Annotated in this window: 18 protein-coding genes and 1 tRNA gene; 9 read left to right on the top strand and 10 right to left on the bottom strand. The window is 64.7% G+C overall.

What is annotated here, in order from left to right:
- Positions 1 to 4 precede the first annotated feature (4 nt).
- The 3 genes from REH65_RS07650 to REH65_RS07640 all read left to right on the top strand — a co-directional run bounded on the left by REH65_RS07650 (position 5) and on the right by REH65_RS07640 (position 3378).
- Complete coding sequence (locus REH65_RS07650; RefSeq protein ID WP_406691858.1) at positions 5 to 1216, top strand: cytochrome P450; 1212 nt, start codon at positions 5 to 7, stop codon at positions 1214 to 1216.
- Between the two features lie 116 nt (positions 1217 to 1332).
- Positions 1333 to 1527, top strand: coding sequence for a ferredoxin (locus REH65_RS07645; protein ID WP_406691857.1), 195 nt, complete (start codon positions 1333 to 1335; stop codon positions 1525 to 1527).
- 852 nt (positions 1528 to 2379) lie between these two features.
- Positions 2380 to 3378: a hypothetical protein gene (locus REH65_RS07640; RefSeq protein ID WP_406691856.1), complete on the top strand. Its 999-nt coding sequence runs from the start codon at positions 2380 to 2382 to the stop codon at positions 3376 to 3378.
- Here REH65_RS07640 and REH65_RS07635 read toward each other — a convergent pair.
- Entirely contained in the window at positions 3353 to 3949 is a 597-nt protein-coding gene (locus REH65_RS07635; RefSeq protein WP_406691854.1) for a hypothetical protein, read from the bottom strand. The genes REH65_RS07640 and REH65_RS07635 overlap by 26 nt on opposite strands.
- A 362-nt stretch (positions 3950 to 4311) precedes the next feature.
- The gene (locus REH65_RS07630) at positions 4312 to 5433 is read right to left on the bottom strand and encodes a hypothetical protein (protein WP_406691853.1); all 1122 of its coding nucleotides are present in this window, start codon (positions 5431 to 5433) and stop codon (positions 4312 to 4314) included.
- 284 nt (positions 5434 to 5717) lie between these two features.
- On the opposite strand from REH65_RS07630, the gene REH65_RS07625 reads away from it, so the two are divergent.
- Together REH65_RS07625 and REH65_RS07620 are read left to right on the top strand one after the other, a co-directional pair.
- Positions 5718 to 5933, top strand: a complete 216-nt coding sequence (locus tag REH65_RS07625) for a zinc finger protein (protein ID WP_406691852.1) — start codon at positions 5718 to 5720, stop codon at positions 5931 to 5933.
- Entirely contained in the window at positions 5930 to 6151 is a 222-nt protein-coding gene (locus REH65_RS07620; RefSeq protein WP_406691851.1) for a hypothetical protein, read from the top strand. The genes REH65_RS07625 and REH65_RS07620 overlap by 4 nt, the downstream gene beginning before the upstream one ends.
- A 214-nt stretch (positions 6152 to 6365) precedes the next feature.
- On the opposite strand, the gene REH65_RS07615 is transcribed toward REH65_RS07620, so the two are convergent.
- The 5 genes from REH65_RS07615 to REH65_RS07595 are packed head-to-tail and all read right to left on the bottom strand — an operon-like array spanning position 6366 to position 10173.
- Positions 6366 to 8492 carry a cell division protein FtsK gene (locus REH65_RS07615; RefSeq protein ID WP_406691849.1) on the bottom strand — a complete coding sequence of 709 codons (2127 nt, stop codon included), beginning with the start codon at positions 8490 to 8492 and terminating at the stop codon, positions 6366 to 6368.
- Positions 8489 to 9217 carry a hypothetical protein gene (locus REH65_RS07610; protein ID WP_406691848.1) on the bottom strand — a complete coding sequence of 243 codons (729 nt, stop codon included), beginning with the start codon at positions 9215 to 9217 and terminating at the stop codon, positions 8489 to 8491. The genes REH65_RS07615 and REH65_RS07610 overlap by 4 nt, the downstream gene beginning before the upstream one ends.
- Positions 9214 to 9543, bottom strand: a complete 330-nt coding sequence (locus REH65_RS07605; RefSeq protein WP_406691847.1) for a hypothetical protein — start codon at positions 9541 to 9543, stop codon at positions 9214 to 9216. The genes REH65_RS07610 and REH65_RS07605 overlap by 4 nt, the downstream gene beginning before the upstream one ends.
- On the bottom strand, positions 9518 to 9901 hold the full coding sequence (locus tag REH65_RS07600) for a WhiB family transcriptional regulator (protein ID WP_406691846.1): 384 nt from the start codon (positions 9899 to 9901) through the stop codon (positions 9518 to 9520). Before REH65_RS07600 ends, REH65_RS07605 begins: the two co-directional genes overlap by 26 nt.
- The gene (locus REH65_RS07595; RefSeq protein WP_125089967.1) at positions 9898 to 10173 is read right to left on the bottom strand and encodes a helix-turn-helix domain-containing protein; all 276 of its coding nucleotides are present in this window, start codon (positions 10171 to 10173) and stop codon (positions 9898 to 9900) included. The genes REH65_RS07600 and REH65_RS07595 overlap by 4 nt, the downstream gene beginning before the upstream one ends.
- A 174-nt stretch (positions 10174 to 10347) precedes the next feature.
- Here REH65_RS07595 and REH65_RS07590 point away from each other — a divergent pair, with 174 nt between their 5' ends.
- Both REH65_RS07590 and REH65_RS07585 read left to right on the top strand, forming a co-directional pair.
- On the top strand, positions 10348 to 10731 hold the full coding sequence (locus tag REH65_RS07590) for a helix-turn-helix domain-containing protein (protein ID WP_132676873.1): 384 nt from the start codon (positions 10348 to 10350) through the stop codon (positions 10729 to 10731).
- A 177-nt stretch (positions 10732 to 10908) separates the two neighbouring features.
- Positions 10909 to 12042, top strand: coding sequence for a tetratricopeptide repeat protein (locus REH65_RS07585; RefSeq protein ID WP_406693118.1), 1134 nt, complete (start codon positions 10909 to 10911; stop codon positions 12040 to 12042).
- Here REH65_RS07585 and REH65_RS07580 read toward each other — a convergent pair.
- Positions 11989 to 12576: an NUDIX hydrolase gene (locus tag REH65_RS07580; protein WP_406691845.1), complete on the bottom strand. Its 588-nt coding sequence runs from the start codon at positions 12574 to 12576 to the stop codon at positions 11989 to 11991. The genes REH65_RS07585 and REH65_RS07580 overlap by 54 nt on opposite strands.
- Before the next feature lie 232 nt (positions 12577 to 12808).
- On the opposite strand from REH65_RS07580, the gene REH65_RS07575 reads away from it, so the two are divergent.
- Positions 12809 to 13687 (top strand): DUF4231 domain-containing protein, encoded by an 879-nt coding sequence (locus REH65_RS07575; RefSeq protein ID WP_406691844.1) that lies wholly within the window; start codon positions 12809 to 12811, stop codon positions 13685 to 13687.
- Between the two features lie 150 nt (positions 13688 to 13837).
- Here REH65_RS07575 and xerC read toward each other — a convergent pair whose 3' ends face one another.
- Entirely contained in the window at positions 13838 to 15094 is a 1257-nt protein-coding gene (gene xerC, locus REH65_RS07570; protein WP_406691843.1) for a tyrosine recombinase XerC, read from the bottom strand.
- Between the two features lie 83 nt (positions 15095 to 15177).
- A tRNA-Leu gene (locus REH65_RS07565) sits at positions 15178 to 15253 on the bottom strand.
- 258 nt (positions 15254 to 15511) lie between these two features.
- On the opposite strand from REH65_RS07565, the gene REH65_RS07560 reads away from it, so the two are divergent.
- Positions 15512 to 16816 carry an amino acid permease gene (locus REH65_RS07560; protein WP_281456185.1) on the top strand — a complete coding sequence of 435 codons (1305 nt, stop codon included), beginning with the start codon at positions 15512 to 15514 and terminating at the stop codon, positions 16814 to 16816.
- The last annotated feature ends 56 nt before the right edge of the window (positions 16817 to 16872 follow it).

Raw genomic sequence — 16872 nt, 5'->3', positions numbered from 1 at the left:
GAACATGACTCAGTCGATGCCCACCACCCGCGCCACTGAGGCGCCGCTGGACCCGCCGCCCGAATACCAGGCGCTGCAGGAGGAAAGCCCGATCCACTGGGTGACGTTCCCGAACGGAACCGAGGGCTGGCTCGTGACCCGCTTCGACGAGGGCAGCCAGGTCTTCTCCGACCCGCGCATGAGCGCCCGTCGCCCGCGCCACGACAACCCGCCCGGCGAGGAGCCGGAGGGTGCCGGTGCGGGCGAGGGCGGCCTGCCGCCGCTGTTCGTGATGATGGACGAGCCAGACCACGGTGCCTACCGCAAGTTGCTGGCCGGCAAGTTCACCCCGAAGGCCGTGCAGAACCGCCTCCAGCCCTATATCGACCGCATCGTTGACGAGCACCTGAACGCCATCGCCGCCACGGACGGGCCGGTGGACCTGGTGCAGGCGCTGTGCCTGCCGATCCCGTGCCTGGTGATCTGCGAGCTGCTGGGCGTGCCGTACGAGGACCGCGACGGGTTCCACGGCGCGACCGAACAGATGATGGACATGAGCAACCCGCGCGAGCAGCGCGACGCGGGCGCGAAGTGGCTCATGGACTACATCAACAAGCTCGTAGAGCAGAAGCGGAACAACCCGGACTCGCCCGGACTGCTGGCCGAGCTGATCCGCATCGCCGACGAAGGCGGAACGATCCTCACCAACAGCGACCTGACCGGCATCGGAGCGCTGCTGCTGTTCGCAGGCCACGACACCACAGCGGCCATGATGGGCCTGTCGATCATGACGCTGCTGACCCACCCCGAACAGTGGCAGCAGCTGCACGACGACCCGGCCAAGATCGGCCCCGCGATCGAAGAACTGCTGCGCTACCTCACGATCGTCCAATTCGGACTCGGACGCGTCGCCAAGGAAGACTTGGAGATCGGCGGCGCCCAGATCCGCGAGGGAGACCTGGTCGTCGTGGCGATGCCGGCGGCCAACCGAGACCCCCGCGCGTTCGACAACCCGGACATCGCCAACTTCGACCGCAAGATGAGCCGCCACCTCGCCTTCGGCTACGGCGTGCACCAGTGCCTCGGGCAGAACGTCGCGCGCGCCGAGCTCAAGACCGTGCTTCCCAGGCTGATCGAGCGCTTCCCCGACCTGAAGCTGGCCGTGCCGCCATCGGAGGTTCCGATGGACACCCACGGCACCAACTACGGAGTCCGGAAGCTGCCGGTCACCCACTAGCCACGCGAGCTCGGAGCGCCGTGCCCGGGCGACGACGGGTCACGGCGTTCCCAGCTCCCGACCCAACCCACCCCCAGCCGTGATCAGCGGCCGGATCCGAACCAGGAGCAAGTTCCATGAAGGTCACGATCGACGAATCCAAGTGCTGCGCCGCCGGTCAGTGCGTCCTGGCCGCACCGGAGGTGTTCGACCAGCGAGACGACGACGGCGTGGTCATCCTGCTGACAGAAAACCCGCCGGACTCCGAGCACGAGAACACCCGCAACGCCGCGATGCTCTGCCCGGCAGCCGCCATCGAGATCCACGAGTAACCGCATCAGTCCGCACAACACCTCGTCTCCTGTGGGGCCATGGAACAGGTGACCAGGTAGAGGCATTTGATGGCGGCTTCTTCGGTGGCGGCCGAAGGAGGCCTGGCCAAGCCGAAGCTGTCCGACGTCGATCACCAACGACGTGGGTTCGTCTGGCTGGTGTTGGCGCAGTGCAGGCCGTGGGAGGTCGGGGACGGGCTGTGGGAACGGATCGAGCCGCTGTTGCCCGTGGTCGTGACTGCCCGCAGTCGAACTCGAGGCGAGATCGTAGGCTATTCAAACCCACTTGAAACGTGATGTGCGACACATTTCAAAGGGTCGGTCCGAATTCCTGACTCACGTAGCGGCTCGCCCAATTTAGGTGATCTGCCTGCGGAAACAAAATATTGCAGTGGCGCTGCAGAGGGCATTGGGAAAGCGTTTCGAGTGCCGAGGCTCCCCAGTGCACCCAGGTATCGTCGGGTGCGGCCGGTACCCTGAGTGATGCCCGACACGGAGTTCGGGTCAGGATCGCCCTGAAGGCTGATGGTTTGGCTACCGGCAGCTTACTAGGCGCCGCAAGCCTCGAAGATGGTGGGGCTCGCGGCGAGGTGGCGGTCCTGCGGGCCATGCGCCCGGCTTGTGACCGTGAGAGGGGCTATGTCGGGTACTGATCGATGCGCCGCTACGAACTCTTCCGCTAATGCCCAGGCCTTTCCGTTCCCGGAAATCGAGACGGCTGGGGCGCCCGCCTCAAGGGTCAGGCACTTTCGCTGGCACGATGACCTTCAGGGGACGCTGTTCGTTCAATGCCGAGCCGATCAGGCAGCTGCTGCCTCAGAGCTTGTGCGGGGGCGGGCGGGATCGGGTCTCGTGCTTTCCGGGGGCGGGGCTCTCCGTGCCAGCCGGGCTCTCAAAGGTTACGGATTCGACCGACCGATCCTCTGTGATGCCGAGCGGTACAAGGGGAGGAATCGCTATCTTGCCGAGGCGGCGTTCGACCAGGAGTGGATCGCCTCGCAGCGGCGGCTCCAGGGGCCTGTGCTCACGGATTCTGGATACGTCGAAGAGGGAGACGTCACTGGTCTGCGGAGCATCCTGGAGCGAACCCGCAGGCTCGGTGACGATGCCATCGCGTGCCTACCACTGCATCTGAGCTGGCTTAAGAACAGCGACGATGTGGAAAAGCTGTGTGCTGAGATCGTGGCGCACAACGTCCCGGTCGCGCTCGTCCTGGAGCACCGCAACGACCCTCTCGGTGTGCAGGGGGCATTACGGAACTTGCTCAAGCTGCTGAAACTTGGCACTCCGATCATGTTGCTGCGCAGCGACGTGTCGGCTCTAGGTGCACTATGTTTCGGCGCATTGTGTGCCGCCGTCGGTACGATGCCCGCGCTTCGACACCTATACCCGGTCGCCTCTGGTGGGGGTGGTGGCGGTGAGCGGCCTGTGTCGATTCTGGTGCCGCACTGCATTTCCTATGTCACGACGGACAAGGTGGCCGGTGCAATCCCCTTGACGCCGGATCAGGCCCACCACTGGGTCTGCGAGTGCGACACCTGCTACGGACGTCAGCTTGACCACTTCGTCACGATCGACGACTACGATGCGCGGGTCGAAGCTGCGTTCTGCCACTCGTTTCAGTGGCTGCTCGACATCCGGGACGAGCTGTTCGAGCCTCGGTTGACAGCCGCGGCACGGCGCAACAGTTGGATTGAGCGTTGCAAGAGCGCGGCGTTCTATCACGAAGAGCTCGCAAAAGCCCCACTGTACCGAGATTGGCCGGTACCAGCCTTCTTGAAGGCGTGGGAGGCCGTGGGCAGTCCCGAGCCTTGGCGGAAATCGATCAGCCGAAAGCCCCATTCTCGATGAGATCTCGGTAGAGCAGTTCCTCGATCCAGCGATCCAGCGTCCGGCGTTGTGATTGTGGAGCCCGCCCCTGCTGTGCGGGCTCCACAACACGGATCTCGGCTGATTCTCCGACCTGTACGAGGCCAACGCCGCGCAGCTTGCATTCCAGCAAACACTCCGACTCCTCTGCACTCATGAGGGAGTCCACCAGGACGGCAGTGCTGCAGAACCCTCGTAGCCGTGCAGCACCTGACAATGCGCGACGCCATGATCGCCCTCGACTTAGAATGCCGACGATCTTGACAACCTCGGGCGCACATACCGGCCCGGCTTCCGGCCATTCCCACATCGCCAGGGTGTCCCGGTCCAGCATGGGAGGCTGATCGTTCTGCTTTCGCATGGCGTGTGCTCGGGTGTCGATCTCAACCACCGGATGAACATCGGCCCCCAGCAGGATCCTCCGCGGCGCCAGAAGCGCGCCCCAACCCAGCGCCCGCGAGGACCGCAGGGCGGCCGCATCGGGGTTTCCCGCTAGGTGAAGCTGTTCCGACTGGGCTGCGTGTTCCGAGAACAGCCCCGACTGCGAAGTCACTCATGAACCTCTCTACGCACCTATGAACCAGCACGTACACCCGTGGTCCCAGGTTCAGTGCCTGGAACAACCTACGCGCTGACGGTCGTCTGCGCGACGCAAACGATAGAAGTCACTCGCTTGTGCAGCCGATTGTGGATGCCGGTGCCGATTGCGCGCTATTTGGTCTTAGCGGCTCGCTGCTTGTTGTCGGGCATGCCGATTCGGCGTCAGTGCCGTCGCCTGGCGGTTGTTCGGCACAGTGCTGACGGTGCATGGCTCCGTGGAGCTTCCTGTGTGCGTTCGTGAAGCAGTGGACAAGGTGCAGCGCGAGGATCGATCAGGCCGGCCCGTACCTGGTCATCGGGAGCAACATTGTCCGGTTATCCGCACTCCAATGCCGCGATGCGGCGTTGTTGACGGACTGAGCCGATGTTTTCAGCTAGTGATGAGGCCATGCTGACCTGAGGTTTAACCGCTTCGTAGTTATCGGCGGCCGCGAAGGCTCTTGCCAGGTCGATGCGCAGCGAGGTCTCGGCTCGGACGAAGGTCGGGTCGAGCTCGTTTAGTGCTGACGTCAATGTCTCGATCGCTTCAGGGGCTCCGAATCGGGCAAGGGCGTGGCCTCGCCAGCGCCCCAGGTGTACGGAGTCGAGCGCTACGTAGGGGCCGTCCAGGTTGATGCTGTCGGTCGGCAGCAGCTTTGAAGCGGTGTCGAAGGCTCGGAGGCTGTTGGCAGGTTGGTTGTCGGCGGCGAGTGCTTCCCCGTGAGCGGCTGCGAGCCACGAGTTCAACACCGGTGGTGATCCGGCTTTGCTCCGGTTGCGCGCTGCTTCGAGGAGTTCTGTCGCGGCTTTGGTTTCGCCGATGTCGAGCAGCACGAATGCCTGCTCAGCTGCGGTGTGGATTTCGTAGGACTCGAGTCTGGACTCGCGGGCTGCTCGCTTGGCTTGTTCGTAGTGCTGCCACGAGCTGTTGGTCTTACCGAGGTCGAGGGCTTGCCAGCCCGCGAGGGTGTGCAGCTCGGACAGCAGGGCGGCGAGTTGTTCGCGGACGGTACCGGGAAGGCTGTGAGTGAGGAGCGTGCTGACCTGCGCGGCCTTCAGGCAAGCCTCCTCGTGGGCCATGACTGCGCCGAGCTGACGATCAAAGCGACGGATCGTTGCAAGCTGCTCGCGCAGGAGGTTGAGTACCTGGTCGTCGACCTGCCGCGAGGTGTGCAGCATCTGACGTAGCTCGTTTGCTGGTTCGTCGGTCGCGGCCGGGCTCGTCACCGGCGAAAGCAGCTCTTCGATCTTCGCGTCGAGCATCTTCTCGAGGAGCCGGGCTGTGGCCGGCCGAACGGGGCCGAGTGGCCGCCCGTTGGGTCCTCGACCGGAGACGAGACGCTGCAGGTGGCGCACACCGAGCGTGCCCGCCTCGCCGTGATCGCGGGCGAACCGCTCTGCTGATTCAGCGAACTCCTCTAGCGTCTGGCGTCGCTCTCGGATCTTCTGCTCAAGCAATGTGCGAGGTGGTCGCACGGTCTTCCCTCCCGTCCGCGCGCGGGTGGTCCTCAAGACGTCCTTGTGTCGTGTTCCTGGCATGGCGCTTATATCGCTCAGTTGACAAGCTTATTTCAGTGTGATCGGGATAGCTACTCGCGGTCACACCTCGGCCTGGCGGCGTGTTCTCCGCGCTTTCGCGCGTCGCCGGGCTCGAAGGCAGGGGCCGGGGCCGGAAGTGACCGACCCCTCGGGCTCCGGTCCCTGCGCACGGTGTTCGAGCTGGGGAACTTGGAGGTGTCAGGATGCATCCGTTTCGCTGGGTGCCTGCGGACGGCGGTCGCCATGCCACGGCGGACATCCGCCTCGCCGGCGCATATGCGGTGGGGGAGAGCATCACTGCGCTGTGTCGGCGTTCCGTGACCGTCGCTCGGGGAACCGAGCTCGCATGGCTGTGGCCCACCTGTGCGGAGTGCAACCGCGAAGCCCATGCGTTGGTCGAGACGGGAGTGAGTCAGTGACCAGCGATGTCGCGGCTCTGGCGGTCCTGCTGCGGAAGACCCAATGGCTGCTCGACGACGTTGCGTACGAGGTCGCTGCCGGACGTATGGATGAAATTGACCTGGGTCAGGTGGCTGGAGTGCTGGAGGGCGTCGCGAAGCTCCTGCGAAGCCAGGGTGAGGTACCAGCTCTTGCTACCGAGGATGGCGAGGTCGAATCCGCCAAGCACGGACGCTGAGAGAGCGCTCGTGGGACAGGTTGCCGTCGTGAGGCTCGTGAAGTCGACATGAGGCCGGGTTAGGGACAGCTGGGACGGGTGCGCGGACACCCGTCCCAGCCGTCCCGCTGAGTGTCTTGCCTGGTCAACGGCTACTTGGTCGTGTCCTGTCGCATGGGACGGGTGCGGACATGGGTGTCAGGTTTGGGACGGGTTCGCGGTTGTCATGGGACGCCTATTCGCCTTCCTTCTCCTGGGCCGTGCGGGCCTCGTCCACTGCTTCCCGGAGGTCCGCGGTGTAGTAGCCGCGGACCTGGCGCACGGTGCCGTCTTCGGAAGCGACGCGGGCGCGTCTTGGCTGACAGCCGAGCTCGCCCATCTGCCGGCCGAACAAGGTCGGTTCGGTGTCGAGTGCGTCGATGAGCTCGGCCGTCGGTACGAAATCGCGCCGGTCGATGTCGTCTCCCAGGTAGTCGACGACCGACGACAGGGGCTCTGGCAGTGCTGAGCGGTCGTCCAGAACCTCGGAGCCGCTGCCGAGCGCCTTGGCCACTGCCGCTGGGTCGACTGCCTGTTGCAGGTCATCACCAGCGGCATGGCCGGTCAACGTTCCGGCTGCCTCGCGCAGAGCTCTTCCGCGGCCGCAGATGGTTCGCCATTCCGGGTTCGGCATGAAGAACGTGCGGACCAACGTGGCGATGGTGTCCGCGCCGGTTTCGCTGTCCGGCCGCAAGATGCCGACCCCTTTGTGGCTCGGGAGCAACGTCGAGGCATCAAAACCCCGGGTGTTCATCTGCTCGCCGAGCACGATGTTGGAATCACGCCAGTCCATGACCCGCAAGGCGAATCGCGAACCGAGCACCGCGCGCAGCCGGGACGGGATCGTGTTCGAGTCGGGGCGCTGGGTGGCGAGGATGACCACGATGCCCACGGCCGGGCCTTTCCGCGTGAGGTAGGTGAGCAGGTCAGCGATGTAGGCGCCGATGGTGCTCTTCTTGCCGCCGACGTCTTCGCGGGCAGGGTTCTCCAGGTACACCTGCACCTCGTCGATGATCACGGCCGTGATCGGCATGTCGAGGTCGGTGTCCCGGGAGATTGCCGGGGTGATCTTCGATTCCGGGCAGATGTCGTCGTCAAGCCTGGACATCCGCGCGTAGCGGGATTGGACTTCTGCCACCAGCTCCACGAGGTGATCGCGAACGGCCTCGACGTGCTCGATCTCGTCACCGCAGACGAACCGGTGCGCGACAGCCTCCGCGGCTTCCCAGTCCTTACCTCCCTTGCCGTCGAAGACGTACAGCCTTGCGTGCGGGTCGAGGATCAACCCTGCAGCAGGCAGTCGGGTCGAGAAGGTTTTGCCCTGCCGGGGAATCGCGCCGATCAGCAACGATGTCCACACGAGCTGCAGGTCGACGCGGCGGTTGCGAGCATCGCGCCCGAACGGGATCGCTCGCCACGCGTCCCACTGCTCGACGTCGAGGAGCGGAAATCGCATCGGAGGCCCTGCGTACGGGTCGGCGTCGGCGACCCACAGGAAGACACGACCGGCGTGCCCGCCGCGGCCTCGAACTCGTTCGATGATGAGCTGCAACTCATCGACTGCAAGCGCTGATGCGAGAGCTTCCCTGTGCTTGATGACGTCCGCTGCCTTGCGCGTCGCTGGCAGGTCGACGGTGACCGCCCAGCCCGAGCCGTCGTGCGCAGCCCTTTCGACCAGGCGCAGGGACTCGTCCTTGCCGATCAGCTTGGCATCGCGGAACGCTTCGACCAGGACTTGCGGATCCATCGTCCAGGTCAGACTGCGGGGGCCGGACAGCACGGGCTTCCGGCCCGGTGATCCCTCCTTGCGGCGTCCGAAGATTGCCAAGGACGCGGCCGCCAGGCCTCCCGCAGCCCACAGAGCTGGTGCGCCGTACAGGACGTACGCGACCACCAGGACGGCGGCGGAAGCCAACCCGGCTGTTCCGGTCACCTTCCACCGGAACAGGGTCAGCTCTCGGATCTCGATGAACTTGTCCGCGAGCTTCTCGGACTGCTCCGCGGCGTCCCGGTAGTCGTGAACCTGGACCCACCGACGCCAAGCACGCACCGCGGCGACCGTCCCGCGGCCGGCAGCGCTGACGAACCGCCACGGGAGGTGTACGACGAACAGAAGGAGATCCAGGAGGGCCTGCTTGGCGGCCTTTCGTGACTTCAGTGCGGTAGGCACGCGTGGTGAACGCTGCCACCAGTTCATGAACCGCTGCCATCGCGTCAGCTTCGGGACCGACGCCGCATCGTCCACGAGCTCGGCGTCGAAGATCGCGGATTCAACTTCGCTCGATGGCCGTGGTACCGGGAGCGGTTCGCCCTGCTCGTTCATCGCGGACCACCTCCCTCGTCCACTTCAGCTGCGAGCGCGGCGGCCAACCGCGACGAGAGTCCACGCGAGCAGCCAGTTGCCTCCCGAATCCACGACGGCGACACCGTCACGTCCGGGCTCCACGCGCTGCGCGCCCGCTCCAGGTACTCCTCGAACGACGTCCGTCGCTTGACGCTTGATTGGCGGGTCGGCCGCTCGCGGTCATGGGGAGCTTGGTCGGGCGAGCCAGCCGCTGCGTTCGTGAACGCTGTCCGGACGGCCTCGCTGAGCTTGTCCCGCAGATCGGTCACGGCCTCGGCCGCGACGAACACGACCAGTGGAGGCACGGAGTGCAGAACCACCGAGTCGGCCTCGCCGGCCGCGTATGCGGCCCAGGTGTTCATGACGTACGTGGCCGCGAGCGTGAACCACTTCGCAGCACGCACCCAGCCACCGGTGCGGATGCCGTACCTCGCGGTGACCTGCTCGGCGCGCAGGATCGCCAAGAGCACCAGCGACACCATCGGGTCGAGCAGCCACGCCGCCAACCACACCAGCGACCACGGTGGCGAGTCAGCGGCGGCGAACTGCTGGACGTTGGTCATCGTGAAGGCCAGGCCGAGCAGGATGCCCGTCCAGCACAAGCGGTCGACCTGCTTGCGAACCTGTTCGACGTGCTCGGCCTCGGCCCGGGTGGGCGGCAGCTGCCGCCCACCCTTCGCCGGAGGCGGAACCTGCCCGATCATCGCCGCCGACTCCTTCGCTGCGGAGTGTCGAGCGTGGTCACGGTCAGAGCTCGAGTGACCGTGTACGACGCGAGCAGCGCCGGCACCGCGAGCACCGCGAGCAGCAGCACCGTGTTGCCGGGATTGACTATTACGATCCACTGAACCCCGACGATGGTCGCCGCCGTCAGCAGCACCCGCCCGGTGAGCGACATGAGTCGGGCTCCAGCCCGCGTCGCCTCGGAAGCCCGGTGCGCAGCACGCGCACTCGCGCGCCACACGGCGAACAAGGCGACGACGATGCCCAGGCCGATCAGCACTTCAACGGGTGTCAATTGCACCATCATCGCCGGTCACCTCCTCGTTGCTCGTTGGTCCGTGCTGTCGATGCGCCAACCAGATCGGGTAGAGCGCTCGTCGGTCCTGATCGGGCATTGCTCCCCACACGCCGAGCGTTCGTCCGCCGTGCAACCGGAATTCGAGCTCCAGGCATGCGTCCTGGACGGTGCAGCCCGTGCACAGATCGGCCGCGAGCTGCCGATCCGGGTCCGCGCTGGCAGATTCCGGCGGTTCCTCGCCTGTTGTGATTTGCATGCACCTGCCGTCGCGCACGACGACCTCGGCGAGCACATCGGTGGGGACGTGCCGCAAGCGATCCAGCTGTGCGGCGATTCGCTGGAGTCGTTCGATGTCGAGGTGGTTCATCGCGCACCACCCGTCAGCCGAGCGATCTCCTGAGCGGTGCGGTGCTCAGCGGCCATCTGGGCGACGTCAACGCAGCCGCCCGAGGTGCTGGCCTCGTTGGCGAGCTTGTCCACCGCTGCGGCGGGGACGACGTAGCGAGTGCGGACCCGAACTGAGGGGAACGCACCTTCGCGGATGGCTCGGTAGAGGGTCGAGGGATTGCATCGCATGATCTGCGCGGCTTCACGGACCGTGTAAAAGGTCGGCCGCGCGTTTTCAGCGCTTGTTTCCATGGCGGTATGCCCTTCGATTGAAGAGGAAAGAGATTGTTTCGGCGCATTCAAGCGCCAATTTCAGCGCTAAATTGCGCAGATTGGTCGAAGCCCGGCGATTCGTGAGCCGGGTCTGCCTTTCGGATTCGCTATTGCGCGCTAATCTCGGCGCTGAGGCGGAGCGCGGAGGAACACGTGACGGAAGACTGGGCTGCGGTCGCGCGCGCGATCAATCAGCGCACGAGCGAGCTGGGCATGCGTCAGCGGGAGCTGTCGCGGCGCTCGCACGTGTCGCAGGCGACGGTGCGCGAGTTGCAGCGCAACACGGTGCAGCGACGCCGCAGCGCGCGAACTTTGGAAGCGCTGTCGCTCGCGCTCGGCTGGCACCCGGAACATCTGTTGGCAGTGCTGGAAGGGCGTGAGCCGCCCCTGGCCGGCGAGCCGGTGTTCAAAGAGGACGACGTGCCCTCCAGGCTCTCGGCCATCGAGCGCCAGCTCGGCCAGATCACCCGCCAACTCGACGAGATGAACGCTCGACTGCGCGCTGGAACCGGAAGTGACGGCGAGCGGGCGGGGTAGCTGGCTCTGGTCCTCGACGGCCCGCCGCAGTGGCGGGCTGGTGGTTGCGTTCGTGCTGCGCATGCCACCAAGAAACGGCATCCGCGGAAGTTTTTGCAGATGGCGCGGGTTAACCGCGAAGCCATTAACCGCAATTAACTTCGCAGGTCAGGACCGTTATTCAAGGTGGGGGCGGTGATGGAGGAGAAGCGACTTCAGGCGGTCCGCAAGCAGCTCGGTTACTCGGCCGAGGCTGTCATTCGCATGCTTCTCAAACGCGCCGACGCCCTCGGCGTCCCGGTGATGACGGCGGCGAGCCTGAAGACGAAGCTCTCCCGCTGGGAGAACGGGCACGAAGCCGTTAGCGAGACCTATCAGCGGCTGTTCCGCGACATCTACGGCCGCACCAACGAAGAACTCGGCTTTCCTCCGGAGGCCGAGGACAGCGACGCCGCGGAGCTGCGGTCGAGGCTGGCGATGGCGAAGACCGTGGACGCGGACACGGTCGAGGTCTTCCTGCGGCAGATCAACGATGCGAGACACGTCGACCGCCGCTTCGGCGGGATCACACTGCTCGACCAGCTCCGCAGCACCATCAAGCAGGTCGAAGACCTGCTCAGCTACAACACCATTGGCAGACAACGGGAAAAGCTCGCCGGTGCGCTCACCGAGGCGTCCACATTGGCGGGCTGGGAAGCACTGGACCGGAACGCCCTCGGGCAGGCGTGGGAGCACTACGAACGCGCAAAATCAGCGGCCCGAGAGGCCATGGCTCCGGCCCTGCTGGCACACGCCGCGGCGGAGCAGGCGTTCGTCCTGATCGACGTCGGCGAGACCGCCTCGGCCGTCGAGCAGCTCGCGTACGCCTGTGAGGTCGCGGAGGGGACGGCACCGCCGCTGCTGCGAGCGTGGCTGTCCGCAGCTCACGGGGAGGGACTGGCCGCCGTTGGCGACCGCGACGGTGCGTTGCGGGCGTTCGACGTGGCAGACGCGTTGTTGCCTTCCGAGCCGGTCGACGCCGCGCTGCCGTTCCTGTTCCTAGGCGGCTCGCACCTCGACCGCTGGCGCGGTAACGCTCTGAGCAAGCTAGGCGAGCCAGAGGCGATCGACCAGCTCGTCGAAGCGCTACCGCGCGTACCGGCGCAGTTCGTGCGGGCGCGCACAGGGCTTCTCGTCGACCTGGCACTGGCGTTCGCTGCCGCCGGAGACCGCGACGCCGCGCTTGACCACTCCAGGCAAGCGCGGCGTCTGGCTTCTCAGATCAAGTCAGACCGACACCTACGCCGGCTCGGCGGGCTGATCTTGCCCGGTTCCACCGAGGGTGTTGCGTGAAGCGAGGAAGTACAGCAGCGCCACCAGGGTTCCCGAACCGAGCAGCTCCTGTCGCTGCGCCAGCTCGGTAACCCGAGATAGCGGAACCCACTCGACCTGGCCGACTTCCTCGGTGTCGGTCGGATCGCCGATGTGCTTCGCCCCACGCCACAAGTAGACGTCCACCGGGGCGGTGACCTGTCCAGGCAGAGGCTCGAAGGTCACCAGGTGCTGACCCTCGCCGACCGGCTCCCAACCGCTCTCCTCAGCGGCTTCGCGAGCGGCGGTTCCAGCTGAGTCGTCACCGTCGTCGACCAAGCCACCAAGCAGCTCGTAACCCCACTGCTGGGTCGGGAACCGGTAGCGCCACAGCATCAGTGCCCGGTCCTGCTCGTCCACGATCAGAGCGATCGCGATCCGAGCCAGGTGAACGACGTGGTACTCCCACCGCTCACCGTTCGGCGCCTCCACGTCAGCCAACCCCAACCGAACCCACCGGTTGTCATAGACGAGCCGCTCCCCGTACGTCTTCCAAGCTCCGCGCTCTTCGCTCACGCCCGCAGCCTACGGATGCGCATCAGAGGAAGCAGCAGCCGAGAGCCTTCGTGTGCCAAGGCGCAGGTGCGGGGGACTAGGGCGGTTCAGGATTGCGCGATCGAACCGTCGTCACGCGCTGATGGCGCCGAACGTCGCGAAGCCCCACCTTCACTCGGATAGCCCATTGGTGATACAAGCTTGATCTAGAAAGATCACCGGCAATCTTGTGACTCTGAGGGGATAACAGTCGGTGAGCAGCGCCTACCATGGAGAAGGCTTCAACCAGTGGATCAGAAGAGCACTCTCGGCACGCGGTCACGAGGATGTCTCGGATGAAATATCGATTGAGCCGCTAAAGAGAAGAATAGCCAAGCTTGAGTATGAGCTGAAGACGTTAAGGCTTGGCCGGATAGTTTTCTTTTGGCTCTCGACTCTGTTGGCAGCAGGCGTAGCATTACTGGTCTTCGCTCGGGTATACTACGGATTTTTGTCTGCCCAATGGCTGTTTTATTCGACGCTCGCGGCCCTGGTGTTGATATTCTGCGCGGCCTTGTTTGTGGCGCTTCGCTTAGTGTGGCGGGTGATTTCGCAGAAGGGCTACATAATTGAGCTGCGCGAATTCTACAAGAGTCGTCTCGCTGATGACATCGACACGAGGGCTGAGGCAAGTAGTCAGAATCTCTTAAAGATCCACCGTCAGTATCGTGAAGATTCTGTCATGGTTATGGAGGAGTATCGATCAATCGCGAGGAAGTACAAGCGCTGGCATGACTGGTTCCAGACCATTGCGATTATTGGATCCGTGACCACGTCGGCCATTGCAACTGCCTCTGTGTACTTCTCGGCTTTTCAAACCATGACGATCGCAATCAGTCTCGTCGTGGGTGTAACTACCGGCATTAACGGCTACTACAAGTTTCGGGAACGATCGTTCAATTTGCAGCAGGCTTCGGACCTGATAGAGAGGGAGTACTATTCTGTAGCCCTGAGGGTGGGGCGATACTCAAGTTGTGAGACCGAAGCGCAAGCGTATCATTTGTTTGCCCAGCAAGTGGAATCCATCAGAGATGAACAAAACAAGCGTCAGCAGCAACTCGAGCAGCCTGTCGAGACGAAAAAGGAAGAATGAGGTTGCCCAATAAGAGGCAGGGATTTCGCTCCTGTAGGCGGTTAGAGTGTTTTCAGATTTGATCTGAGTGGAGTCTCGTCGCGTTACTTGGGAGCTGTTCGATCCGCACTGAAAATGGCACAGCTGGTCGCGAATCGACTGGCCTTACGTCTAACCTCCTTTTCTTTTCGGCATACGGGATCCAAGGATCTCGGCTGCCTTGCGGTCGGAGGCCGCGACCCAGGCTGCGTAGACGCGCAACGTAGTGGCGCCTCCACCGCCGTGGCCGAGGCGGCCGGAGACGGTGGGGAGGTCGATGCCTGCGGTGAGGAGTTCGGTGGCGGAGTAGTGGCGTAGGGCGTGGAGGTGAGTTTTGATGCCCAGCCTGTCGGCCATGTCCTTGTAGCGCTGGGTTATGGCGTTGGGGGAGTAGGGCTGGGTGTGGTCGGGGTGTTGGGTGCCGGCGAAGACGTAGAGGTCGTCGCTGAACTTGGCGCCTAGGTCCCGGACTCTGTCGGCGACGCGGTCGCGGTGTTCGCGGAGCAAGGTGACGGTTTCCGAGTCGAGGGCGATGCGGCGGTTCTGGTGGGTCTTCGTGTCCTTCTCCTTGCCGCGGACCCAGTTGCGGCGGAGGTCGATGACTTCCTCGTCGAGGTCGACGCGGGAGAAGCGCAGACCGACGAGTTCTCCGCGGCGCATGCCGGTGGTCATGGCGAGCCAGACGAGCGTGCCCCAGTCTTCGTCCATCTGGAACGCTTCTTCTGACAGCCGCGCGGCCTCGGCGGGAGTGGGCGGGTCAGGCTCTGGGCGCTTCTGACGCGGTTTCCGTGCGACGCGGGCCGGGTTTGAGCTGATCCAGTCCCAGCGTTCTGCGGCGTCGAGGGTGCCGCTGATGATCGCGTGGATCTGGCGGACCGTTGAGGCAGCCATCGGCTTGCACGCGTGTGGGCGGCATTCCTCGGCGACGCAGTCGTGCTCGCCCGGCTTCTTGTGCTTCTCGATGTAGGGCTTGCCATCGCAGCGAGCGCGGCAGCGTCGAAGTTCGGTGTAGAAGCCCTCGAGCATCCTCGCGGAAATCTTGTTCACCGCAGTCTCGCCGAGCGTCGGCTTGATCGAGCGGTCGATGTAGCCGCTGTAGGTGTGCCGGGTGCTGTCCTCGATCTCGCTGGTGCGCATCCACTCGTCCAGGGCGAAGGACAGGCTCACCGTCGACGGGGTGGAGCGCTGGCTGTCGACCTGTGCCAGCAGCTTGGTGAGCGCCTTCTCGGCGCGCTTGTAGGCGGCCTTGTCCGTGCCGTTGATCGTCTCGCGGAGGTAGGTGCGGCGACCCGTCACCGGGTCGTTGCCCGCGAAGACGACCACCCGGAGCGTCTTGCTGCGTTCCTCGATGCGACCGCGCTGACGTTCATCGGGGTGTGAACGACTCATGGCCTTGAGTGTACTCGCACCCAAGGCCGCACCCAGGACCAAAATCATGATCCACATATTCGGTTGTTTTGCCTGGTGAAGGCTGGTGCCCCCGGTGCGATTCGAACGCACACTGGACGGATTTTGAGTCCGCTGCCTCTGCCGTTGGGCTACGGGGGCTGGTCTTGTCGTCAGCATACGGGACGGCCGATCAGGGTCTTCCGGGAGGGTGTCCGGGGCGTTACTCCTGGTCAGGTTCATGTGAACGGGTGCTGGAGATCGTTTACCGCGCGGGGCTGGTGGTGGTGATCACGGCGTTCTAGGTTCGCTTGATCGTGCAGCGTGTGGCTGGTCGAACGTGCGGAGGACGTGTTGGTCGATGAGGTGACCCGGGGTGAGCCGGGGCTGCGGCGGAGTCTGAAGAACCGGCACCTCCAGATGATCGCGCTCGGCGGCATCATCGGGGCGAGCCTGTTCATCGGCAGCGGGGCGGTGATCTCGACCGTCGGCCCGGCGGCGATCGTGTCCTACGCGATCGGCGGGCTGATCGTCGTGCTCGTGATGCGGATGCTCGGCGAGATGGCGACCGCGCAGCCCGCGCTCGGCTCGTTCATGGAGTACGCGCGGACGTCGCTGGGGGAGTGGGCGGGATTCACCCTCGGCTGGCTGTACTGGTACTACTGGGTCGGCGTCGTGGCCTTCGAGGCCGTCGCCGGGGCCGAGCTGATCAACCCGCTGATCCCGATGGTGCCGCAGTGGGTGATCTCGCTGGGGCTGATGCTGGTGCTGACCGGGACGAACCTGGTGTCGGTGCGCTCGTTCGGCGAGACCGAGTTCTGGCTGGCCTCCATCAAGGTCATCACCATCGTGATCTTCCTGGTGTGCGGGACGTTGTTCGTCTTCGGGCTGTGGCCCGGGGCGGAGATCTCGGTGAGCAACATCGGCCAGGACGGTTTCTTCGCGCACGGCGGCTTCTCCGTGCTGCACGGCGTGGTGATCGTGATCTTCTCCTACTTCGGCACCGAGATCGTCACCATCGTCTCCGCCGAATCAGACGAGCCGGAGCGCTCGGTGGCGAAGGCGACCAAGGCCGTGGTGTGGCGGGTGCTGCTGTTCTACGTCGGCTCGGTGACGCTGCTGGTGATGATCACGCCGTGGGATCAGATCCCGACCGAGGGCAGCCCGTACGCCGCGGCGTTCACCCGGTTCGGGATGCCGGCGGCGGAGGTCGTGGTCGACGTCGTGGTGTTCACCGCGGTGATCTCGGTGCTGAACTCCGGGCTGTACACGGCTTCCCGGATGCTGTTCGCGTTGCAGAAGCGGTCGTTCGCGCCGGGCTGGGTGCGCGACCTCAACGGCCGCGGTGTGCCGTGGAAGGCGATCGTGCTGTCCACACTGGTCGGTTACATCGCTGTTGCGGCCAGTTACGTCGCCCCGGACACGATCTTCTACTTCATCATCAACAGCGCGGGCGCCGTGGCGCTGTTCATCTACGGCATGATCGCCCTCTCGCAGCTGCGGATGCGCCGCCGACTGGAACGCGAGGCGCCGGAGGCGCTGAAGCTGAAGATGTGGCTGTTCCCGCACCTGACCTGGGTCACCCTGGCCCTGATCGCCACCGTGATCATCACCATGGCCTTCGTCGCCGACGTCCGCTCGCAGCTCCTGCTGAGCCTCATCAGCGTCGCCGCCATCATGTTGATCTACGTCCTGTTCGTGCGGCGGAGGGCGTCGAACGGGTGAGCGGGAGGATGTCGCAATGGTCACGCCGCCTCTTAACCTCGGCGTGAAGTCAGTAC

The organism is Saccharopolyspora sp. ID03-671, assembly GCF_045278815.1.
GTDB classification, from domain to species: domain Bacteria; phylum Actinomycetota; class Actinomycetes; order Mycobacteriales; family Pseudonocardiaceae; genus Saccharopolyspora; species Saccharopolyspora ipomoeae.
The sequence above is the reverse complement of the archived record's forward strand: the minus strand, read 5'-3'. Positions and strand labels throughout refer to the sequence as shown.